This is a genomic window from Neisseria sp. (genome assembly GCF_030530745.1).
Taxonomy (GTDB): Bacteria; Pseudomonadota; Gammaproteobacteria; order Burkholderiales; family Neisseriaceae; genus Neisseria.
Map to the genome: position 1 here is coordinate 1 of NZ_JAUMUI010000010.1, position 21,028 is coordinate 21,028.

Here is a 21,028-nt window from a genome sequence, read left to right on the forward strand (position 1 = left end):
GCGGCCGTACCGTAGGTGCCGGCGTGGTATCTTCCATCATCGCTTAATGTGAAGGATATAGATAAATGGCAAACCAAAAAATCCGTATCCGCCTGAAAGCGTATGATTACAGTCTGATCGACCGTTCTGCCCAGGAAATTGTTGAAACTGCCAAACGCACCGGTGCCGTGGTAAAAGGCCCGATTCCGTTGCCGACCAAAATCGAGCGTTTCAACATTCTGCGGTCGCCTCACGTGAACAAAACTTCACGCGAACAGTTGGAAATCCGTACCCACCTGCGCCTGATGGATATCGTGGACTGGACAGACAAAACAACTGATGCTTTGATGAAACTCGACCTGCCCGCAGGTGTAGATGTGGAAATCAAAGTGCAGTAATTTAGGTTGTAAATCTGAAACAAAACCCCGCAAGGCTTGGCTTTGCGGGGTTTTTTTAACAGTTTTCAGACAACTGGGAAGAGTTCTTTGCAAAGGCCTCAGGCCGTCTGAAATGCTTTATGGTAAAACTACTAAGAACTGGTACAGCGTTTTGGCTGCCAGTCTTGTCGTCTTATATATCGGCACTGTCTGCAGCAGGTCGTCGCTTTCCCGGTACAGTTGGGTAATTGGGTGCAGTCTGGGTTTTCATACGGGTGGGGATGCATTTTATTCCGACAGCCGTTTGTTTTTTGAGGTGTATTTTTTCAGTGCAGCGGCTCACATCTTATTCAGACGGCCTTTTGTAATACGCCTATCCTCCTGCTTTACGCTGCCTGCCGTAATCCGCTGCAGCGGTAAACAGGGCGTCGGTTGAGGAGTTGAGTGCAGTTTCGGCGGAGTCCTGCACCACGCCGATGATAAAGCCCACCGCAACCACCTGCATGGCCACGTCGTTGGAAATACCGAACAGGCTGCATGCCAGCGGGATCAGCAGCAGTGAGCCGCCTGCTACACCTGATGCGCCTGCCGCACTCACCGTGGCCACCAGGCTAAGCAGCAGTGCAGTGGCGAAGTCGATCTGAATGCCTTTCGTGTAAGCGGCAGCCATAGACAGCACTGTGATGGTTATCGCCGCACCGGCCATGTTCATGGTAGCTCCCAGCGGAATCGAAATCGAATAAGTGTCCTCATGCAGGCCGAGTTTTTTAGCCAGCGCCATGTTCACGGGAATATTGGCTGCGGAAGAGCGGGTGAAAAAGGCGGTAACACCGCTTTCGCGCAGGCAGGTAAGTACCAGCGGGTAGGGATTTTGACGGATTTGCGTCCACACGATAAGCGGGTTGACCACCAGTGCGACAAACAGCATGCAGCCGAGCAGCACCGCCAACAGGCGGGTATAGCCGAGAAGTGCGTCAAACCCTGTTTCGGCAATGGTTGACGACACCAAGCCGAAAATGCCCAAAGGTGCGAAGCGGATCACCCATTTCACCACTTTCGACACCGCTTCGGCGAAATCAGCAACCATGGTGCGGGTGTTTTCCGATGCATTGCGCAGTGCAAAACCGAGTATAACCGCCCAAGCCAAAATGCCGATGTAGTTGGCATCGGCAATCGCCCCCACGGGGTTGGATACCAGATTCATTAACAGGGTTTTCATCACTTCCACAATACCTGAAGGAGGTGTGGTGCCTACATCGCCCGCGGTAACCAGTGCGATTTCGGTGGGGAACAAAAAACCGGCAACCACAGCACAAAACGCAGCTGAAAATGTGCCTACGGCATAAAGCAGGATAATCGGCCTGATATGTGCTTCACGGCCTTGCCGGTGCTGAGCGATGGCCGCTGTTACCAGTACGAACACCAGCACCGGTGCCACCGCTTTGAGCGCGCCCACAAACAAACTGCCCAACAGGCCGGCGGCCTGACCTGTCGAAGGCGACAGCCATGCCAGCACCATGCCCAAAACCAGCCCTACCACAATCTGCTTTACCAAGCTGATGCGGTTGACGGCATCTATCACGGGATTTCCGCTTGCCATGATTCGTCCTTTTATAAACGTTAAAAAAGGCTAATATTCTAAAATAAAACCCCTTCTCAAGCTATGCTTGCTAAAATACGGCACAAAAATCTATAAATATATTTATTTTGAAATAAAATTTCTAAATTTTGAAATTTTATCCGTTAAAACGGATGATTTTAAAACTGAAGCCGAATAAAACGGCAAGCTGCCCTTTTCTGCCTGCTGAAAACAGTCAATACGGTAATCAATTCAATTTTCAGGGTTATCCGGCAGCCACCCCTGCCGACAACAGCCGAAACAATGCTAAAATTGCCGCCAGATTGCCGTCTGTTTTCCAAACTGTGCAAACCCTATGAAAAAACACACCGCCTCCCTGCTGTTTTCCACCCTGTCGCTCGCCTGTATGCAGGCGTTTGCGGCCGAACCTGCGCCCGAAGATTATGTGCGGATTAAAAAAACCGAGAAAAAAACCGCCGGAGCAGACGACGAAAAGCTGCCGGTAAAATATCCGGTGGAAATCCGCACCGACGATAAAGAAGTGAAAGCCATGATCGAAGAATACCTGCCGCTGATTACCCAGCAGCAGGAAGAGGAGCTCGACGGCGAGCAGATGGGCTTTCTGGCTGAAGAAGCGCCCGGCGATGTGCAGACCATGCTTAAAACCAAAGGTTACTTCAAGAGCAAGGTAACAGTATCGCCGTCGGGTTATGGTTATGTGGTTGATGTCGCACCCGGACCGCGAACCAGAATCAACAATGTGGGCGTAGCCATCGTGGGCGATGTGATGCAAGATCCCGATTTGGCGCAGTATTACAAAAGCGCCATGGAAAATTGGTCGCTGCCTGTAGGCGGTTATTTCGATCAAAGCCGGTGGAGTAGCAGCAAAACCTCGGTGCTTTCTGCTGTTACGCGCAAAAAATACCCGCTGGCCAAGCTCTCGCAAACCCAGGCTACCATCAACCCCGACACCCACACCGCCGATTTGAACGTACTGGTAGAAAGCAACCGGCCCGTTTATTTCGGCGACATCCATATCAGCGGCACCAAACGCTATCCCGAAAGCGTAGTGCGCGGCATGGCGCAGTTTCAGCCCGGCTCCCCCTACGATTTGGACCAACTTCTCGACTACCAACAGGCGCTGGAGCAGGACAACCATTATTCGGGGGCATCGGTTCAGGCAGATTTCGACAATATGCAGGGCGACCGTGTGCCGGTGAGGGTGTCGGTTGAAGAAATGAAGCGGCACAAATTCGAGGCGGGCGTGCGTTATGACTCGGAATACGGTGTGGGCGGCCGTTTGGGCTACGATTACTACAATCTGTTCAACCGCGGCTACATCGGCTCGCTGGTGGCGGATGCCGACAGATACGAAACCACATTGGCCGCCGGTATCAGCCAGCCGCGAAAAAACAACGGCCATTATTTCACCAGCAATGTGGCCTACACCCGCTCCACTACCCAAAACCTCGAAAAACACGCCGTGAGCAGCGGCATCTGGCGTGTGCGCGACCGCAACAACATCGAGTCGCGCATCGGCTTGGAATTCCTCACCGAAAGCCGCCGCGTACCGGATACCGATTACGATTTGGGGCGCAGCCACGCCACCATGCTTACCGCCTCGTGGAAAAGGCAGGAAATCGAAACTGTTTTGCGTCCTGAAAACGGCTATTATCTCGACGGCAAAGTCGGCGCCACCTTGGGCTCGCTGCTTTCTTCCACCGCCATGGCACGTGCGCGGGCTGCCGCAGGTTATTATTTCACGCCCGAAAACAAGAAAATCGGCACGTTTATCGCACGCGGCCAAGTCGGTTACGTGTATGCCCGAGAAGACCAAGAAGTGCCTTCTTCGCTGCAGTTCCGCACCGGCGGGGCCACCTCGATACGCGGTTACGAACTTGACAGCATCGGCTTGGCCGGCCCCAATAATTCAGTGCTGCCCGAGCGCGCGCTGGCGGTAGCGAGCTTTGAATACCAATACCCGGTAAGCAAGAGCTTTTCCGCCGCCGTGTTCCACGATATGGGTGATGCCGCACTCAACTTCAAACAAATGTCGCTGAAACACGGCACAGGCGTAGGCGTACGCTGGTTCAGCCCTGTGGCGCCGTTTTCGTTCGACGTCGCCTACGGGCACCACGATAAAAAACTGCGCTGGCACATCAGCTTGGGCACCCGCTTCTAAAATGCACACCTTCACGCTTCAGGCCGTCTGAAAACATAATCCAAATCATGGAACACTAGGTTTTCAGACGGCCTTGCAACCGAAAAATGAAAACAGGTCATACGATATGAATTCACAACCCGACGCAACCGTCATCCCGCCCGATGCCGCGCCTGCACCGGACAGGGGGCCGTCTGAAAACAAGCCTGAAAAAAGCCTGTGGCGGCGGATGCTTTGGGCGTTTTTTCTGATTTTTCTGCTGCTGGTTGCCGCGGTTACAGGTGCAGCGGCATGGCTGGCCGGCACAGAATCGGGACTGCGTTACGGCCTGTATAAAATCCCCTCGTGGTTCGGTGTGAACATCAGCTCGAAAACCCTGCAAGGCACGTTGTGGAAAGGCTTTCACGGCGACGGCTGGCGCGTGGAAACCGAAGGTGCAGATGTGGATATCACCCGTTTGTCTTTCAGCTGGAACCCGCGCGAACTCGCACAAACCAAACTGCACATCAAACACCTGATTGCGGGCGACATTCAAATCGTTACCAAACCCGTGCCGCCGTCTGAAAAAAAACCGGCATCCGGCCTGCCCGAAAGCGTGAGCCTGCCTGTTGAAGCGGCGCTCGACAAACTCGAAACCGGAAAAATCAGCGTAGGCTCGCGCGCCGACCGCCAAACCGTTTACCTCAACCGTTTGAGCGCATCGTATGTTTACAACCACCAACTGCACAGCCTGAAACTGGCCGACCTGCAAACCCCGTGGAACACCGCATCGGGCAGCGCCACCCTCGGCGTGAAAAGCCCGTTTGCCCTCAACGCCGCCATTTACGGCCAAGGCGAACTCGACGGACGGGCCATCGACGCCCAAACCCGCCTGTGGGGCAGCCTGCGCGATATGGAAACCGACATCCGCATCGACGGCGACAATGTGCGCCTGCATGCCGAATCAGTGCTGCACCCGTTTGCCGCCAAACTCAACGACAAAATCAAACTGGTGCAGGTAAAAGGCTTCAATATCAACCCGCAGGCGTTTTTATCCACCCTCCCGGAGTCCCTGCTCGAATTCGACGCCACCGTGGTGCCCTCGTTTGAGAAAGGCCTCGCACTCGAAGGTTCCGTCGACTTGGCCAACCGTGCGCCCAAACCGGCCGATGCGGACGGCATACCCGTGCGCGAACTGGTAGGCAACTTCACCGTCAACGACAACGGCCTGATTAAAATCCAAGACACGTCCGCGAAGCTGATGCAGAAAGGCACCGTAAACCTCGCCGGCAACATCGACACCGCCAAACAGCAGCTTGCGCTGGCCGCCGCCCTGCGCAACATCAGCGCCGCCGATGCCGTACAGCAACAACTCGAGGGCAGCCTCAACGGCACCATCACCCTGAGCGGAGCCTTCAGCAATCTTGAAACCGGCTGGGATTTAAACACCGGCAACGCCCTTTCAGACGGCCTGATCCGAATGAACACAGATGCGGAAAACGGCCAGCAGACCATCTTGTTCAAACATGCCCGCATACGCCCCGTCAACGGCGGCGAAGTCAGCGCCGAAGGTTCGCTGGAGCTGTTTAAAAACCAGGCCCTGAAGCTGGCCGTTACCGGAAAAAACTTCAACCCCGCCAAACTCAACAAACAGTTTCCCGAAGGCAACGTGAACGGCACCGCCAACCTCAACGGCGAAATCACCAACCAAAAATACGGCGGCAAAATGCAGTTCGGCCCCAGCACCCTCTCCGGTGTGGCCTTGCGCGGCAGTGCCGACGTTTTATATGAGAAAGATCACCTTGCCCGTGCAACCGCCGACATTTTATTAGGCAGCAACAGCATCAAAACCAACGGCAGCTTCGGCAAAAAAGGCGACCGTTTGAACATCGACATCAACGCTCCCGACCTCGGCCGTTTCGGTTTCGGCATGGCGGGGCTGCTGACAGCCAAAGGCTATATTGCAGGCGATATTAAAAAACTCGAAGCCGATTTGGCCGGACAGGCCCGCAACCTGCGTGTGGCGGGGGCTGCACAGGCAGATTCGCTGGATTTCAAACTCAAAGGCTCGCCCGATTACAACCTGCCCGTAAAAATCGAGCTGAAAGGCAGCCGCATCCGTGTGGGCGGCAGCCAGCCCACCGTGATTGATGCAGTCAATTTGTTTGCCGACGGTACCGGACGCCGCCACCGTATACACGGAGGCAGCAGCCTTTCGTTCGACGGCAAGCCCTACAAACTCGAAATCGACGCCAACGGCGGGTTGGACGACAAACAGCAATGGAAAGGCACGCTCAGCGTGTTCGACATCAGCGGCGCCTTCAACCTCAAACTGCAAAACCGCATCAACCTTGAAGCAGGTGCGGAACGTGTAGCCATGACCGCCGCCCGCTGGAGCGCGATGGGCGGCAGCCTCAACCTTGAAAACTTCGTGTGGGACAAGAAAAACGGCATCACTACCAAAGGCCGTGCCGATAACCTCGAAATCGCACAACTGCACAATTTCTATACTCCGCCCGTGCAGCATAATCTGGTTCTGTCGGGCGACTGGGATTTGTCGTACAGCCAAAATGCCCGCGGCTACCTCAACATCCGCCGCCAAAGCGGCGACGTGGAACTGCCTTACCGGAAACAGATGCTCGGCCTGAGCGCGCTTTCGCTCAACACCCGCTTTCAAAACGGCCGTATCGACAGCACGCTCGACGGCGTAACCGGCTACGGCAAGCTCGACGGCAACCTGGTTGTCAGCCAGCAGTTCGGCAACGATATCAAACTCGCCCCCATCAGCGGCAAAATCAGCATCAGCGCGCCCAATCTCGAAACCTTCCGCAATTTCCTGCCCGTGGGCCAGAGCCTGCGCGGCAACCTGCTCGGCACAGCCACCATCGGCGGCCGCGTCGGCCAGCCGCAGTTTAACGGCACGCTCAACGGCAACGACCTTTATTACCGCAACCAAGAATTGGGCCTGATACTCGACAACGGCATTTTGCGTTCGCGCATACAGGGCCAGTCGTGGATTATCGACAATCTGCGCTTCCACCGCGGCGGCACCGTCGAACTCAAAGGTATAGTGGGGCTGAACAATGCCGAGCCAAACGTTAATGTGGATTTGGTGTTCAACAAATATAACGCACTCGACAAACCCAACCGCCGCCTCACCCTCAGCGGCAACGCCAAAATGCTCTACACCGAAACCGGCGGCGTTACCCTGAACGGTACGCTCAAGGCCGACTCCGGACACTTCGGCTTCCAAAAGTCGGCTATGCCGGTATTGGACGAAGACGTGGTCGTATTGGGCGAGCCCGAAAAACAGCCTGTTGCCTCCACCCCCGTCAACATGGATTTAACGCTTGATTTGAACAACAGCCTGCGTTTTAGCGGAGAAGGGTTAAACGTTACCTTGGGCGGCAGGCTCAGGCTGACTGCCAAGCCCGGCGAGACCGTGCAGGGTGTGGGCACGGTGAATGTGGTTAAAGGCCGCTACAAAGCCTACGGCCAGGATTTGGACATCACCAAAGGCCACATCTCGTTTGTCGGCCCCCTTTCCGATCCCAACCTCAATATCCGCGCCGAGCGCCGCCTCTCGCCCGTGGGCGCGGGGGTGGAAGTTTTGGGCAGCCTCAACAATCCGCGCATTTCGCTGGTGGCCGACGAAGCCATGAGCGAAAAAGACAAACTATCATGGTTGATTCTTAACCGTGCCAGCAGCGGCAGCGACGGCGACGAAGCCGCCCTTTCCGCCGCCGCCGGCGCGCTTCTGGCAGGCCGTGTCAACGACAAACTGGGCTTGGTCGACGATTTCGGCTTCACCAGCAAACGCAGCCGCAATGCCCAAACGGGCGAGCTGAATCCTGCCGAACAGGTGCTCACCGTGGGCAAACAGCTCACCAACGATCTGTATATGGGCTACGAATACGGCGTGGGCAGCGCCGAGCAGTCGGTCAAACTTGTTTACCAGCTCTCCCGCGCCGTGCAGGCTGTGGCCCGCGTCGGCAACGTATCGTGGGGCGGCGAGGTGAAATACAGCATACGTTTCGATTAAACAGCAGCCCGTTAAACCACAGGCCGTCTGAAAATGTTTCAGACGGCCTGATTCTTTAATAAACACCGAATACCGAGGCGGTTATATTTCCTGCACTGTTTCCGCTATCCTCTCGGCCATTCTGCGGCTGGCGCCGCGGTGTTTGCCCACAAATGCTTCGGCGCAGGCGGCGTAGCGGCCGCGCGTTTCTGCGTCGGCCAGCCATTGCGCCGTGGTGTATTGCCATTCTTGCGCACTGAACACCTGCTTGGCCGCGCCCGCTTCCACCGCACCACGGGCGGCGGCGGCAAAATTGTAGGTGGAAGGGCCGAACAGGGTCGGCACGCCGCAGGCCACGGGCTCGATCAGGTTCTGGCAGCCGGAGTCGACCAGGCTGCCGCCTACAAACGCCACATCGGCGGCCAGATAATAAGCCATCATTTCGCCCATGCTGTCGCCTATCCATACTTGGGTGTCGGCGGCAACTGCTTCATTATCGCTGCGTTTTTGGGCTTTAAATCCCAAGCGCACCGCCGTATCGTAGGCCGTCTGAAAACGTTCGGGGTGGCGCGGCACGATAACCAGCAGGGCGCTGCCGTGATAGGCGCGCCACGCCTGCAACAGCAGTTCGGCCTCGTCCGTGCCTTTGTGCTCGCGCGTGCTGGCGCACACCACCACCGGGCGGCTGCCGGTGCGGCTGCGGAAAAGCGATGCTAGTTCGTGCATATCGCCGGTGGGGGTGATATCGTATTTGGTGTTGCCGCAAACGTGCACGTTAGACGCGCCGATCAAATGCAGCCGTTCGGCATCGGCGGCGGTTTGCGCGTAGCAGCCGCGCAGGGTCTGCATGGCCGGTTCGACCAAACGGCGCACTTTCAAATAGCCGTTTTGCGATTTTTCCGACAGCCTTGCGTTGGCGAGGAACAGCGGCACGTTTTCTTCGGCGCAGCCGTGCATCAGGTTGGGCCAGATTTCGGTTTCCATCAGTATGCCGAAGAGGGGGCGGTGTTCCTGCAAAAACCGGCGCACCCATTCGGGTTTGTCGTAGGGCAGGTAGCGGCATTGCGCGTCGGGGTAAAGCGCTTCGGCGGCGGCGCGGCCGGTGGGGGTCATTTGGGTGAGCAGCAGCGGCGCATCGGGAAAATAGCCGCGCAGTTCGCGAATCAGCGGTTCGGCGGCGCGGGTTTCGCCCACCGATACGGCGTGAACCCAAACCGGCTGCTGCACGGGGTTTTGCTGCGTGCTGCCGAAACGTTCGCCCCAATATTCAAGGTAGGCTGGGGCGCGGGCTCCGCGCTTTTGCAGGTAGCGGCGGATGAAAAACGGTGCGATGTGCCAAAGCTGTGTGTAAAACCAACGTGTTGTGTCCATGAGTATTCCGCATAAAAACGTGGGTTTAATTGTAGCGGATTTGCAAGGGGCGGATAAGGGTGGCAGAAGCAGGGGGTCGGAGGGCCTGCCTACGGTATCCTCATGCCGTCTGAAAATGTTTTCAGACGGCCTTTTACTCGGTTTTACTTTTTGCCGTGAGGCTGGTGTGTTTGATAAAAATTTGTTTATTTTCAAAAAATTATATCGTTAAAATTAAAAATGCCCACCAGTGGCGGTGCTTGAATCCGGCAACGAAAAATACTATTCTGAAATTCGGGTTTTAGGGAGTGTAGTCAGAATGCTTGTGAAGCGGTTTTTTGAGGGAAAATCCGCAAATGCAAGGCAAAAAGCGCAGCAAGATTTGGACATCTTGCGAGCATTTTAGCTTCGCAAGTCCGCTACGCTACCTAACGCCGCAGATGCGGATTTTAACCAAAAATACCGCCGCAACGCTTTTTGACTGCACTCCCTAAGCCCGCTTTCAAAAAAACAGGAGAAATATCATGGCAAAAAATCTGAATGTGTTTGATCAAGAATATGGCCTGCTGATTAACGGCGAATGGACCAAAGGCAGCAAAGGCGAAACTATCGTTTCATACAACCCCGCCAACGGCGAGGCTTTGGCCAAGTTTGTAGATGCCTCAAACGAAGACGTTGACGCGGCCGTGGCTGCCGCACAGGAAGCTTTCAAAACCTGGCGCAAAACCACTGCCGCCGAGCGTGCCGCCATCCTCAACAAAATCGCCGACGTTATCGACGAAAACGCCGAACTGTTCGCCCTGCAGGAAACGCTGGATAACGGCAAACCCATACGCGAAACACGCGCCGCCGATATTCCGCTGGCTTCCGACCACTTCCGCTATTTCGCAAGTGTAATCCGCGGCGAAGAAGGCACCTGCAACCAGCTCGACGAAGAAGATTTGTCTATCGTATTGCGCGAGCCTATCGGCGTGGTCGGCCAGATTATCCCGTGGAACTTTCCCTTCCTGATGGCCGCCTGGAAAATCGCCCCCGCACTGGCGGCAGGCTGCACCATCGTTATCCACCCTTCTTCAAGCACTTCGCTGAGCCTGCTCTCGTTTGCCCAAAAAGTAAACCACCTGCTGCCCAAAGGCGTGCTGAACATCATTACCGGCAAAGGCTCGAAATCGGGCGAATATATGCTGCACCATAAAGGTTTCAACAAGCTGGCCTTCACCGGCTCCACCGAAGTCGGCCGCCATATCGGCATCGCCGCCGCCGAAATGCTGATTCCCGCCACGCTCGAATTGGGCGGCAAATCGGCCAATATTTTCTTTGACGATATGCCGTTCGACAAAGCCCTCGAAGGCGCGCAAAAAGGCATTTTGTTCAATCAGGGGCAAGTGTGCTGTGCCGGTTCGCGCATTTTCGTGCAGGAAGGCATCTACGATAAATTCGTTGCCGCCCTTGCCGAAGAATTTAAAAAAGTGAAAGTCGGCCTGCCGTGGGAAGACGACACCCAAATGGGCGCGCAGGTTAACGCCAACCAAGTGGAAACCATTCTGAAATATGTGAAAATCGGCGAACAGGAAGGCTGCCGTATCATCACCGGCGGCAAGAAAGTGGAAGGCGGTTTGGCCAAAGGCGAGTTTGTCGAGCCCACGCTGATTGCCGCCGACAGCAACAGTGCGCGCGTGTCGCAAGAAGAAATCTTCGGCCCCGTAGCCACCGTGATCAAATTCAAAACCGAGGAGGAAGTGGTAAAAATGGCCAATGAATCCGAATACGGCTTGGGCGGCGCGGTATGGAGCAAAGACATCAACCGCTGCCTGCGCGTATCGCGCGCGCTGGAAACCGGCCGCGTTTGGGTGAACTGCTACAACCGCCTGCCCGCAGGCGCACCGTTCGGCGGCTATAAAACCTCCGGCATCGGCCGCGAAACCCACAAAATGATGCTGGCAGCCTATACCCAGGTGAAAAACATCTATATCAGCACCCGCGAGGAACGTGAAGGCCTGTATTAAGCGGGGCACATTAAAGATTATGCCGTCTGAAAACGTTTTCAGACGGCATAATCTTTTTTTTCTTAAATCGGGCGGCTATATGTCCGCATCCGCCGCAGAAGGCTGCGTTCGGATTCAGGTGCTTTTTTCTTTTGTTTCTTCACCGCCGTGCCGTAATTCTTCATATACCGCCTGCTGTGCCAAAACCGAGCCTTCGGGTGCCTGGGAGGTTTCACCGTGCTCCCACGGGGCATTGTCGGGCACTTCTTCGATATGGATGGTTTTGAGCGAATAGTCGGGCTGGTAATACAAATCGTATTTTGCGGCTTTGATAATCGAGAGCATCATCATACTCATGATTACCAGCAGCGGCGCGCCGGCGAAGATAGAGGCCGTCTGAAGCGTGTCGAGCCCGCCGATAAACATCAGCGATGCGGGCAGGATACACAGGGTAAACGCCCAAAACAGCCTGTTCCAACGGTGCGGTTCGCCGTCTACCTCGTGCTGTACCACCGAGGCGAGAATATAGGAAATGCTGTCGAATGTGGTGGCTGTGAAAATAACGGCCAGCACCACAAAAACCCCCACGGCTATTTTTGCCATGGGCAGGGTGTTCAACACGGCGAAAATGGCGGCGGTGGCGCTTTGGTCTTTCAATACCGCAACCACATCAAGCGTTCCGCTTAACTGCAGATACATGCCGTAGTTGCCGAGAATAATGAAAAACACCGCACAACCCAGCGAGCCGTAAAACATTGACCCTATGGTCATCTGGCGGATGGTGCGCCCTTTGGAAATTTTGGCGATAAACAGGCCGATGGTGGGGGCGAATACCAGCCACCATGCCCAATAGAATATTGTCCAGTCTTTCGGGAAACCCGTGTTTTTAAAACCTTGCTGTTCGAAACTCCCGAAAGATTCGGTCCAAGTCATCATGGTGAGTATCTGGGTGAGCGAGCGCCCCAGGCTTTCCAGTCCCACATTAAGGATAAACACAGTGGGGCCTGCTGCCAGCACGAAAACCAGAAACGCGATAGCAAGGTAAAAATTGATGTTGGAAAGCATCTGGATGCCGCCGCGCAGGCCTTGATAGGCGCTATAGGCGAAAATCAGGGTGGTTACCAGCAAAACGCAAAGCTGCGTTGCGATGCTGTTTGAAATACCGAAAAGCTCAAACAAACCTTCGGCAATCATCGGTGAGGCCAAGCCCAGTGTGGTGGCGCCGCCACCTATCATGCCGAATATGAAAAACACGTCTATCAGCCGCCCCCAGTTGCTCTTGGTGAAATTTTCACCCAAAAGCGGCATCAGGCTCTGGCTTACCTTTAACACGGGCGAATTGCGCACATGGGCGAAATAAGCGATGGATACGGCGGGTACAAGGTAAATCGCCCAAGCAACAGGCCCCCAGTGAAACAGGCCGTACGTGCTTGCCCAGCGCACGGCGTCGGGCGATCCGGGTGTCAGGCCGAACGGCGGACCCTGCCAGTAATACACCCATTCGACAACACCCCAGTAAAGGATGCTGGCACCGATGCCGCCGCAAAACATCATCGCCGCCCATGATCCTGTTTTAAATTCAATTTCATCTTCCGGTTTGCCCAGTTTGATGTTGCCGATGTCGGAAAAAGAAATGTAAACGACAAAAATAAACGCCAAAACGCCGAAGGCCAGATAGCCCACGCCGAGTTTGTCGGTTACAAACGATTTGGTAAGCGCCACCCACTCGGCACCCTGCTGCGGAAATGCCACCAACGGTGCAGTAATGGCAAACAGGATTACCAATACGCCGAAAAACGTGAATTTGTCGATGCGGGTATCGGGCGTGCTGCCTTCCCCGTGCGGCTGAAAGTTTTTATCGGCGTCAAACATGCCTAAATGGCGGTAGGAAAGACGGTTCGGTGCGGGTTTGTAACGGAACTTGATACGCTTTGAATTATGATCGGACGGGTTGGGGTTGTGATTTTGAACAGACAATGTTGGCTCCTTGGTTTTGGTTATTTCGTGAGTGCAATGTCGGTTTCCTGCGCAAACTTCCCAAACATGAAAAAACCTGTTACGGCAACATGCTGCTTCATTTGCGTGCGGTGCCTTAAATCGTGCGGCGGCCGTTACGGGGAAGCGGTAAATATTGTTTTTTAATGTAACAAACAGCCTGCAAAAGAAGCAGTTGTATTATAGCATACATATATATCACTGATTATTAACAATAAAATATTAAACTGCTGCTTTTGGGTTTCATTGCGGGCTTGGGCTGTCTGAAACGGCGGGAAATCCTTGGTGCAGAAAACGCTTCCCGCATGAGGCACTGATAAAAACCATGTGAAGCATAAGGGCTTTCCCGCTTGCAGCAGCGCCCGATAATTAATAGTATCAACGGTTCGCCGTGTATGCCCGCGCATACCCGCCCCCATCAATCCCGATAAGGAGAACATAATGACCTATACCCTGCCCGAACTCGGTTATGCCTACGATGCATTGGAACCCCATTTCGACGAAATGACCATGAACATCCACCACAGCAAACACCATCAAGCATATGTGAACAACGCCAACGCCGCGTTGGAATCGCTGCCCGAATTCGCCGCACTCAGCCCCGAAGAGCTGGTGGCGCGGCTGAACGAGCTGCCCGCCGACAAGCAAACCGTATTGCGCAACAACGCCGGCGGCCACGTCAACCACACTTTCTTCTGGAAAAACCTGAAGAAAGGCACCGAATTGAAAGGCGCGCTGAAAGAAGCCATCGAACGCGATTTCGGTTCGGTTGATGCCTTTAAGGCCGAGTTCGAAAAGGCCGCAGCCGGCCGTTTCGGTTCAGGTTGGGCGTGGCTGGTGCTCGACGGCGGCAAATTGAAAGTGGTTTCTACCCCCAACCAAGACACCCCGCTGATGGGTGAAGCCGTTGCCGGCTGCAAAGGCTACCCGATTATCGGTTTGGACGTATGGGAACACGCCTATTATCTGAAGTTCCAAAACCGCCGCCCCGACTACATCAAAGAGTTCTGGAACGTGGTAAACTGGGACGAAGCCGCCAAACGTTTCGAATCCCAATAATCTGCCGTACGAACGATAAAGGCCGTCTGAAACTTTTTCAGACGGCCTTTAAACCAAAGGCAATCCTGCCGTGCAGCTGCACAAGAAAGTTCCTATTTACACAAATTTAGTTTATGATTTGAAAACTACGCAGCACTACAATGTGCGGTAAACCCAGAAGAAAAACCACTAAAAGGAACAACGAGATGTTAGAAGCCTATCGCAAAGCCGCCGCAGAGCGCGAAGCTCTGGGCATCCCCGCCCTCCCGCTTACTGCACAGCAAACCGCCGGTCTGGTGGAGCTGCTGAAAAACCCGCCTGCAGGCGAAGGAGAGTTTCTGGTAAACCTGCTCGCCAACCGCGTGCCGCCCGGCGTGGACGACGCATCCAAAGTGAAAGCCTCGTTCCTGGCCGCCGTTGCCGAAGGCAGCGCACAAAGCCCGCTGATATCGCCCGAATACGCCACCGAGCTTCTGGGCACCATGCTCGGCGGTTACAACATCCACCCGCTGATTGAGCTTCTCGACAACGACAAACTGGCGCCGATTGCCGCCGAAGGGTTGAAACACACCCTGCTGATGTTCGATTCTTTCCACGACGTGAAGGAAAAAGCCGACAAAGGCAACCCGCACGCCAAAGCCGTGCTGCAGTCGTGGGCCGACGCCGAATGGTTTACCTCGCGCGAAAAAGTGCCCGAAAAAATCACCGTAACCGTATTCAAAGTCGACGGCGAAACCAACACCGACGACCTCTCCCCCGCGCCCGATGCCTGGAGCCGCCCCGATATTCCGCTGCACGCGCTGGCCATGCTGAAAAACCCGCGCGACGGCATCAGCCCCGACAAACCCGGCGAAGTCGGCCCCATCAAACTGTTGGAAGAATTAAAAGCCAAAGGCCACCCCGTTGCCTATGTGGGCGACGTGGTCGGCACCGGTTCTTCGCGCAAATCCGCCACCAACTCGGTAATCTGGCATACCGGCTTGGATATTCCCTTCGTGCCGAACAAACGTTACGGCGGCGTGTGCCTGGGCGGCAAAATCGCGCCGATTTTCTTCAATACCCAAGAAGATTCGGGCGCACTGCCGATTGAAGTGGATGTTTCCGCGCTGAAAATGGGCGACGTGGTCGATATTCTGCCCTATGAAGGCAAAATCGTGAAAAACGGCGAAACCGTTGCCGAATTTCAGCTGAAATCGCAAGTATTGCTCGACGAAGTACAGGCCGGCGGCCGTATCAACCTGATTATCGGCCGCGGCTTAACCGCCAAAGCCCGCGAAGCGCTGGGCTTGCCCGCCTCCACCGAATTCCGCCTGCCCCAAGCGCCTGCCGAAAGCAAGGCCGGTTTCTCGCTGGCGCAGAAAATGGTCGGCCGTGCCTGCGGCCTGCCCGAAGGGCAGGGCGTGCGCCCCGGCACTTACTGCGAACCGCGTATGACCACCGTCGGCTCGCAGGACACCACCGGCCCGATGACCCGCGACGAGTTGAAAGACCTCGCCTGCTTGGGCTTCTCTGCCGACTTGGTGATGCAGTCGTTCTGCCACACCGCCGCCTATCCGAAACCGGTAGACGTAAAAACCCACAAAGAGCTGCCTGAATTTATTTCGACACGCGGCGGCGTGGCGCTGCGTCCGGGCGACGGTGTGATCCACTCGTGGCTCAACCGCCTGCTGCTGCCCGACACCGTCGGCACCGGCGGCGACTCGCATACCCGTTTCCCGCTGGGTATCTCCTTCCCCGCAGGCTCGGGCTTGGTGGCCTTTGCCGCCGCCACCGGCGTGATGCCGCTCGATATGCCCGAATCCGTTCTGGTGCGTTTCAGCGGCAAGCTGCAACCGGGGGTTACCCTGCGCGACCTGGTGAACGCCATTCCGCTGTATGCCATCAAACAAGGCCTGCTGACCGTGGCCAAGGCCGGCAAGAAAAACATTTTCTCGGGCCGTATTTTGGAAATCGAAGGCCTGCCCGATCTGAAAGTGGAACAGGCGTTCGAATTGAGCGACGCGTCTGCCGAACGTTCTGCCGCAGGCTGCACCGTGAAGCTGAACAAAGAGCCGGTAATCGAATACATGAAGTCTAATATCGTGCTGATGAAAAACATGATTGCCGACGGCTATAAAGACCCGCGCACGCTGGAGCGCCGCATCAAAGCCATGGAAGCCTGGCTGGCCGATCCGCAGCTTTTGGAAGCCGATAAAGGTGCCGAATACGCCGCCGTTATCGAAATCAACATGGACGACATCAAAGAGCCGATCGTGGCCTGCCCGAACGACCCCGACGATGTGAAATTCATGTCCGAAGTGTCCGGCACGCCGATCGACGAAGTGTTCATCGGTTCGTGCATGACCAACATCGGCCACTTCCGCGCCGCTTCCAAACTGCTGGAAGGCAAGAGCGACATCCCCGTGCGCCTATGGATGGCGCCGCCCACCAAAATGGACGCGCAAGAGCTGACCAACGAAGGCCACTACGGCGTGCTCGGCCGTGCCGGCGCGCGCATGGAAATGCCCGGCTGCTCGCTGTGTATGGGCAACCAGGCACAAGTGCGCGAAGGGGCAACCGTGATGTCCACTTCCACCCGCAACTTCCCCAACCGTTTGGGCAAAAACACCAACGTGTTCTTGGGTTCTGCGGAATTGGCGGCTATCTGCTCCAAATTGGGCAAAATCCCCACCGTTGAAGAGTATCAGGCCAATATCGGCATCATCAACGAGCAGGGCGATCAGATCTACCGCTACATGAACTTCAACGAAATCGACAGTTACAACGAAGTTGCCGGAAAGGTGAATGTGTAACGGGTGAAACCTTTCAGACGGCCCCGGTAAGGTATTAAGGCCGTCTGAAAAATAAAAACGGAACAGTTAATGCTGTTCCGTTTTTTGTTGGCGCTTTTGCAGAAATCTTATTCCGTATCCGGTAATGCGGCCGAGCCCATGCGGCGCAGGATGATGTTGGTTTTATTGCGCAGGCTTCTGTCGCGCGGGTTTTCGGCGTAATAAAGCGGGCGGGGCACGCGGGCGGCGAGCTGGGCGGCCTGCTGCCTGGTCAGGCTCGCGACCGGTTTTTGATAGAAGTGCTGCGAGGCTGCTTCTGCACCATAAATACCGTAGCCCCATTCGATTACGTTGAGATAAAGCTCGAAGATGCGGTCTTTGCCGGTGGTGGCTTCTATCATGGCGGTAATGGCGGCTTCTTCGGCCTTGCGCCAATAGCTGCGGCTTTCGTTTAAAAACAGGTTTTTTGCCAACTGCTGGCTGATGGTTGATCCGCCTCCGCGGATTCTGCCGCTTTTTTCGTTGCGCTTCATAGCGTGGCGGATGCCGCCCCAGTCGAAACCGCCGTGGGCGGTAAAATTGGCGTCTTCCGATGCAATCAGGGCTTTTTTAAGGTTGGTAGAGATTTGGCCGTAGGGCACCCAGCGGTAATCCAGTCCGACTTTTTTGCCTTTGGCGCTAAAATCGCTCATGCGCATACTCATAAACGCGGTTTTGTGCGGTGCGACGGCGCGGTAGGTGATGATGTTGCCGTACACATAGGCATTAAACAGGATAAACGCCGCAAAAGGCAGTGCGAGCAGCCATTTAATCATTTCAGACGGCCTCTTTCATATAACGGATAACGGGTTTGATATCGGGTGTAAAGCCGCGCCAAAGCCGGTAGGAAAACGCCGCCTGCCCCACCAGCATTCCCAAGCCGTCGGCGGTTTTTTTGGCACCGCTTTGGCGGGCATAATCCAAAAACGCCTGTGCCGCCGTGCCGTACACCATATCGTATGCCAGCTCGCAGATGCCGAACACTTCGGGCGCAACCGCCGGTATTTCGCCACCCAAACTGCCCGAGGTGCCGTTGATGATAATGTCGAAACGGTCGGCGGGCAGGCCGTTTAGCGGTGCCGAACGAACGCCGAAACGCTCCGCCAGCTCCCGCGCTTTGGTTTCGGTGCGGTTGGCGATGGTGATTTCGGCAGGCTGTTGTTGCAGCAGCACGGGCACCACGCCGCGGACCGCGCCGCCCGCACCCAAAATCAGAATGCGCCGGTTTTGCAGGGTGGTTTCCTGCATTTCGGTGATGTCGCTCACCAGCCCGACCCCGTCGGTGTTGTCGCCGAGGAAGCGGCCGCCGCCCAACGGGATAATGGTGTTGACCGCGCCGGCGGCTTCGGCACGCTCGGAATGTTCGCCCACCCAATCATAGGCTTCGGTTTTAAACGGCACGGTAACGTTTGCGCCCAACCCGCCTTCGGCAAAAAAACGTTCGGCGGCTTCGGCAAACCCGCCCAGTTCCGCTAAGATGCGGTCGTATTCAATCCTCACCTTCTCCTGCAAGGCAAATTGCCGGTGGATTTGCGGTGATTTGCTATGGGCTATCGGATTGCCGAAAACGGCATAACGGGGAGGGTGGGCAGACATAGTACGGGCTCCGTGAAAATCAGCGCATTATATCAGGGTGGCTTGATTATGAATCAAAACCGCTTGTTCCCTGCCGCGGTTTTAATGCTGCTGCCAGTCGGATTGTTGACAATTTCTCTGGCGAAAATTATATTTCGGCCAAACAGCAGCCGTTATGCCCCCGGTGTTTTGTGTGAAGAAAGCAAAAAATTATTTTTATCTCAAACCCTTTTCCGGCAGCCTGTGGCAAAATGCCCGTTTTCGGCGCGAAGCAGCAACGCCTGTCCCATTTGCCCTTATTTTTTAAGCTCAGGAGTAGATTATGTCAGTAAAAAACGCAGTCAAGCTGATTGAAGAAAGCGGTGCCCGCTTTGTCGATTTACGCTTTACCGACACCAACGGCAAACAGCAGCACGTTTCCGTACCCGCCCGCATCGTGCTGGAAGACCCCGAAGAATGGTTTGAAAACGGCCAGGCGTTCGACGGCTCGTCTATCGGCGGCTGGAAAGGCGTTCAGGCTTCCGATATGCAGTTGCGCCCCGATGCGGCTACCGCCTATCTCGATCCTTTTTACGATGACGCCACCGTGGTGCTGACCTGCGACGTGGTCGATCCCGCCAACGGCCAAGGCTACGACCGCGATCCGCGATCTATTGCCAAACGTGCCGAAGCTTATCTGAGGTCTTCGGGCATCGGCGACACCGCCTATTTCGGCCCCGAGCCCGAATTTTTTGTGTTCGACGGTGTGGAATATGAAAACCAAATGCACAAAACCCGCTTTGAAATCACTTCCGAAACCGGCGCGTGGTCGGGCGGCAAACATTACGACGGCCAAAACACCGGCCACCGCCCCGCGCTGAAAGGCAACTATCTGAGCCTGGCCCCTGTAGATGCAGGCCAGGATTTGCGCTCGGCCATGGTCAATATTCTGGAAGAAATCGGTATTCCCGTCGAAGTGCACCACGGTGAAGTAGGAACTGGCTGCCAGATGGAAATCGGCACCCGCTTCGATACGCTGGTGCGCCGTGCCGACCAAACCCAAGACATGAAATACGTAATCTGGAACGTGGCGCACAACTTCGGCAAAACAGCCACCTTTATGCCCAAACCGTTGATGGGAGACAACGGCAGCGGCATGCACGTTCACCAATCCATCTGGAAAGACGGCCAAAACCTGTTTGCGGGCGACGGCTACGCAGGCCTCTCCGATACCGCGCTCTACTACATCGGCGGCATCATCAGACACGCCAAAGCCCTGAACGCGATTACCAACCCTTCAACCAACTCCTATAAACGGCTGGTGCCGCATTTTGAAGCACCGGTCAAACTGGCCTATTCCGCCCAAAACCGCTCGGCTTCCATTCGCATTCCGGCGGTAGCCGGCAGCAAAGCCCGCCGTATCGAAGCACGCTTTCCCGATCCGAGCGCCAACCCCTATCTGGCCTTTGCCGCCCTTCTGATGGCCGGTTTGGACGGTATCCAAAATAAAATCCACCCGGGCGATCCTGCCAGCAAAAACCTCTACGACCTGCCGCCGGAAGAAGACGCGCAAATTCCCACCGTGTGCGCTTCACTGGAAGAGGCGTTGCAAGCATTGAAAGCCGACCATGAGTTTCTGACGCGCGGCGGCGTGTTCAGCAAAGACTGGATAGAGAGCTATATTTCTTTCAAAGAAGAAGACGTGCGCCGTATCCGCATGGCGCCGCACCCGTTGGAATTCGAAATGTATTATTCCCTGTAACCGCAGCAACGGCAGAATACCCCGTACAAAAATGCGGGGTATTTTTTTGCAGGGGGTATGTTGTGGCGAAAGTTGAATGGATTGCCAGGGCCGTCTGAAATGCTCGAACCGTCTTCCAAGCGGTTACGGAATACGGCCGGCAATGCTTAACATTGCCATATCATTAAAAAGAAAACCGGAAGAGGATATGAAAATATATTGAATGCCCGCGTGTCCATCATTTTATCCGTTTTCCTATAATACAGGCATACCATATATTCATATTTACAAAATAACTTTATGATTAAATAAGCATAATATAAATATATCATTAATTTTTAACAACAAATTTTTGCAAAAAAAAAACAAAATAAAACGAAACAAAATCATGTATATAACACTCTTATAGGCAAGATTTTCATTTTCAGGTTTATTCTTGATGGAATCTTGTTTCTTGTT

General features: G+C 55.0%; 13 protein-coding genes. 8 read left to right on the forward strand and 5 right to left on the reverse strand.

Annotated features, from left to right (window positions below; genetic code table 11):
* Positions 1 to 65 precede the first annotated feature (65 nt).
* The gene (gene rpsJ / locus Q3970_RS05220; RefSeq protein WP_002642322.1) at positions 66 to 377 is read left to right on the forward strand and encodes a 30S ribosomal protein S10; all 312 of its coding nucleotides are present in this window, start codon (positions 66 to 68) and stop codon (positions 375 to 377) included.
* A 352-nt stretch (positions 378 to 729) separates the two neighbouring features.
* Here rpsJ and sstT read toward each other — a convergent pair whose 3' ends face one another.
* Complete coding sequence (sstT, locus tag Q3970_RS05225; protein WP_303099546.1) at positions 730 to 1,956, reverse strand: serine/threonine transporter SstT; 1,227 nt, start codon at positions 1,954 to 1,956, stop codon at positions 730 to 732.
* A 334-nt stretch (positions 1,957 to 2,290) separates the two neighbouring features.
* On the opposite strand from sstT, the gene Q3970_RS05230 reads away from it, so the two are divergent.
* Together Q3970_RS05230 and Q3970_RS05235 are read left to right on the forward strand one after the other, a co-directional pair.
* Positions 2,291 to 4,117 (forward strand): autotransporter assembly complex family protein, encoded by a 1,827-nt coding sequence (locus tag Q3970_RS05230; protein WP_303099547.1) that lies wholly within the window; start codon positions 2,291 to 2,293, stop codon positions 4,115 to 4,117.
* A gap of 208 nt (positions 4,118 to 4,325) precedes the next feature.
* Positions 4,326 to 8,117, forward strand: a complete 3,792-nt coding sequence (locus Q3970_RS05235) for a translocation/assembly module TamB domain-containing protein (protein WP_303099610.1) — start codon at positions 4,326 to 4,328, stop codon at positions 8,115 to 8,117.
* 81 nt (positions 8,118 to 8,198) lie between these two features.
* On the opposite strand, the gene waaA is transcribed toward Q3970_RS05235, so the two are convergent.
* Entirely contained in the window at positions 8,199 to 9,467 is a 1,269-nt protein-coding gene (gene waaA / locus Q3970_RS05240) for a lipid IV(A) 3-deoxy-D-manno-octulosonic acid transferase (protein WP_303099548.1), read from the reverse strand.
* Positions 9,468 to 9,970: 503 nt separating this feature from the next.
* Here waaA and Q3970_RS05245 point away from each other — a divergent pair.
* Positions 9,971 to 11,452: an aldehyde dehydrogenase family protein gene (locus Q3970_RS05245; RefSeq protein ID WP_303099549.1), complete on the forward strand. Its 1,482-nt coding sequence runs from the start codon at positions 9,971 to 9,973 to the stop codon at positions 11,450 to 11,452.
* A gap of 114 nt (positions 11,453 to 11,566) precedes the next feature.
* Here Q3970_RS05245 and Q3970_RS05250 read toward each other — a convergent pair whose 3' ends face one another.
* Positions 11,567 to 13,408 carry a BCCT family transporter gene (locus Q3970_RS05250; RefSeq protein ID WP_303099550.1) on the reverse strand — a complete coding sequence of 614 codons (1,842 nt, stop codon included), beginning with the start codon at positions 13,406 to 13,408 and terminating at the stop codon, positions 11,567 to 11,569.
* A 459-nt stretch (positions 13,409 to 13,867) separates the two neighbouring features.
* Between Q3970_RS05250 and sodA the strand changes: the two genes are divergently transcribed.
* Both sodA and acnB read left to right on the forward strand, forming a co-directional pair.
* A complete protein-coding gene (gene sodA / locus Q3970_RS05255) occupies positions 13,868 to 14,485 on the forward strand; it encodes a superoxide dismutase [Mn] (RefSeq protein ID WP_303099551.1) in 618 nt (205 codons plus the stop codon).
* Positions 14,486 to 14,670: 185 nt separating this feature from the next.
* Positions 14,671 to 17,256 (forward strand): bifunctional aconitate hydratase 2/2-methylisocitrate dehydratase, encoded by a 2,586-nt coding sequence (gene acnB, locus Q3970_RS05260; RefSeq protein WP_303099552.1) that lies wholly within the window; start codon positions 14,671 to 14,673, stop codon positions 17,254 to 17,256.
* Positions 17,257 to 17,363: 107 nt separating this feature from the next.
* Here the strand turns inward: acnB and mtgA are convergent, their stop codons facing one another.
* The gene (mtgA, locus tag Q3970_RS05265; protein ID WP_303099553.1) at positions 17,364 to 18,050 is read right to left on the reverse strand and encodes a monofunctional biosynthetic peptidoglycan transglycosylase; all 687 of its coding nucleotides are present in this window, start codon (positions 18,048 to 18,050) and stop codon (positions 17,364 to 17,366) included.
* 1 nt (position 18,051) lies between these two features.
* A complete protein-coding gene (gene aroE / locus Q3970_RS05270; RefSeq protein ID WP_303099554.1) occupies positions 18,052 to 18,870 on the reverse strand; it encodes a shikimate dehydrogenase in 819 nt (272 codons plus the stop codon).
* A gap of 48 nt (positions 18,871 to 18,918) precedes the next feature.
* On the opposite strand from aroE, the gene Q3970_RS05275 reads away from it, so the two are divergent.
* Complete coding sequence (locus Q3970_RS05275; RefSeq protein ID WP_303099555.1) at positions 18,919 to 19,203, forward strand: hypothetical protein; 285 nt, start codon at positions 18,919 to 18,921, stop codon at positions 19,201 to 19,203.
* Positions 19,172 to 20,590, forward strand: coding sequence for a type I glutamate--ammonia ligase (gene glnA, locus Q3970_RS05280; RefSeq protein ID WP_303099556.1), 1,419 nt, complete (start codon positions 19,172 to 19,174; stop codon positions 20,588 to 20,590). Before Q3970_RS05275 ends, glnA begins: the two co-directional genes overlap by 32 nt.
* Positions 20,591 to 21,028: the final 438 nt, after the last annotated feature.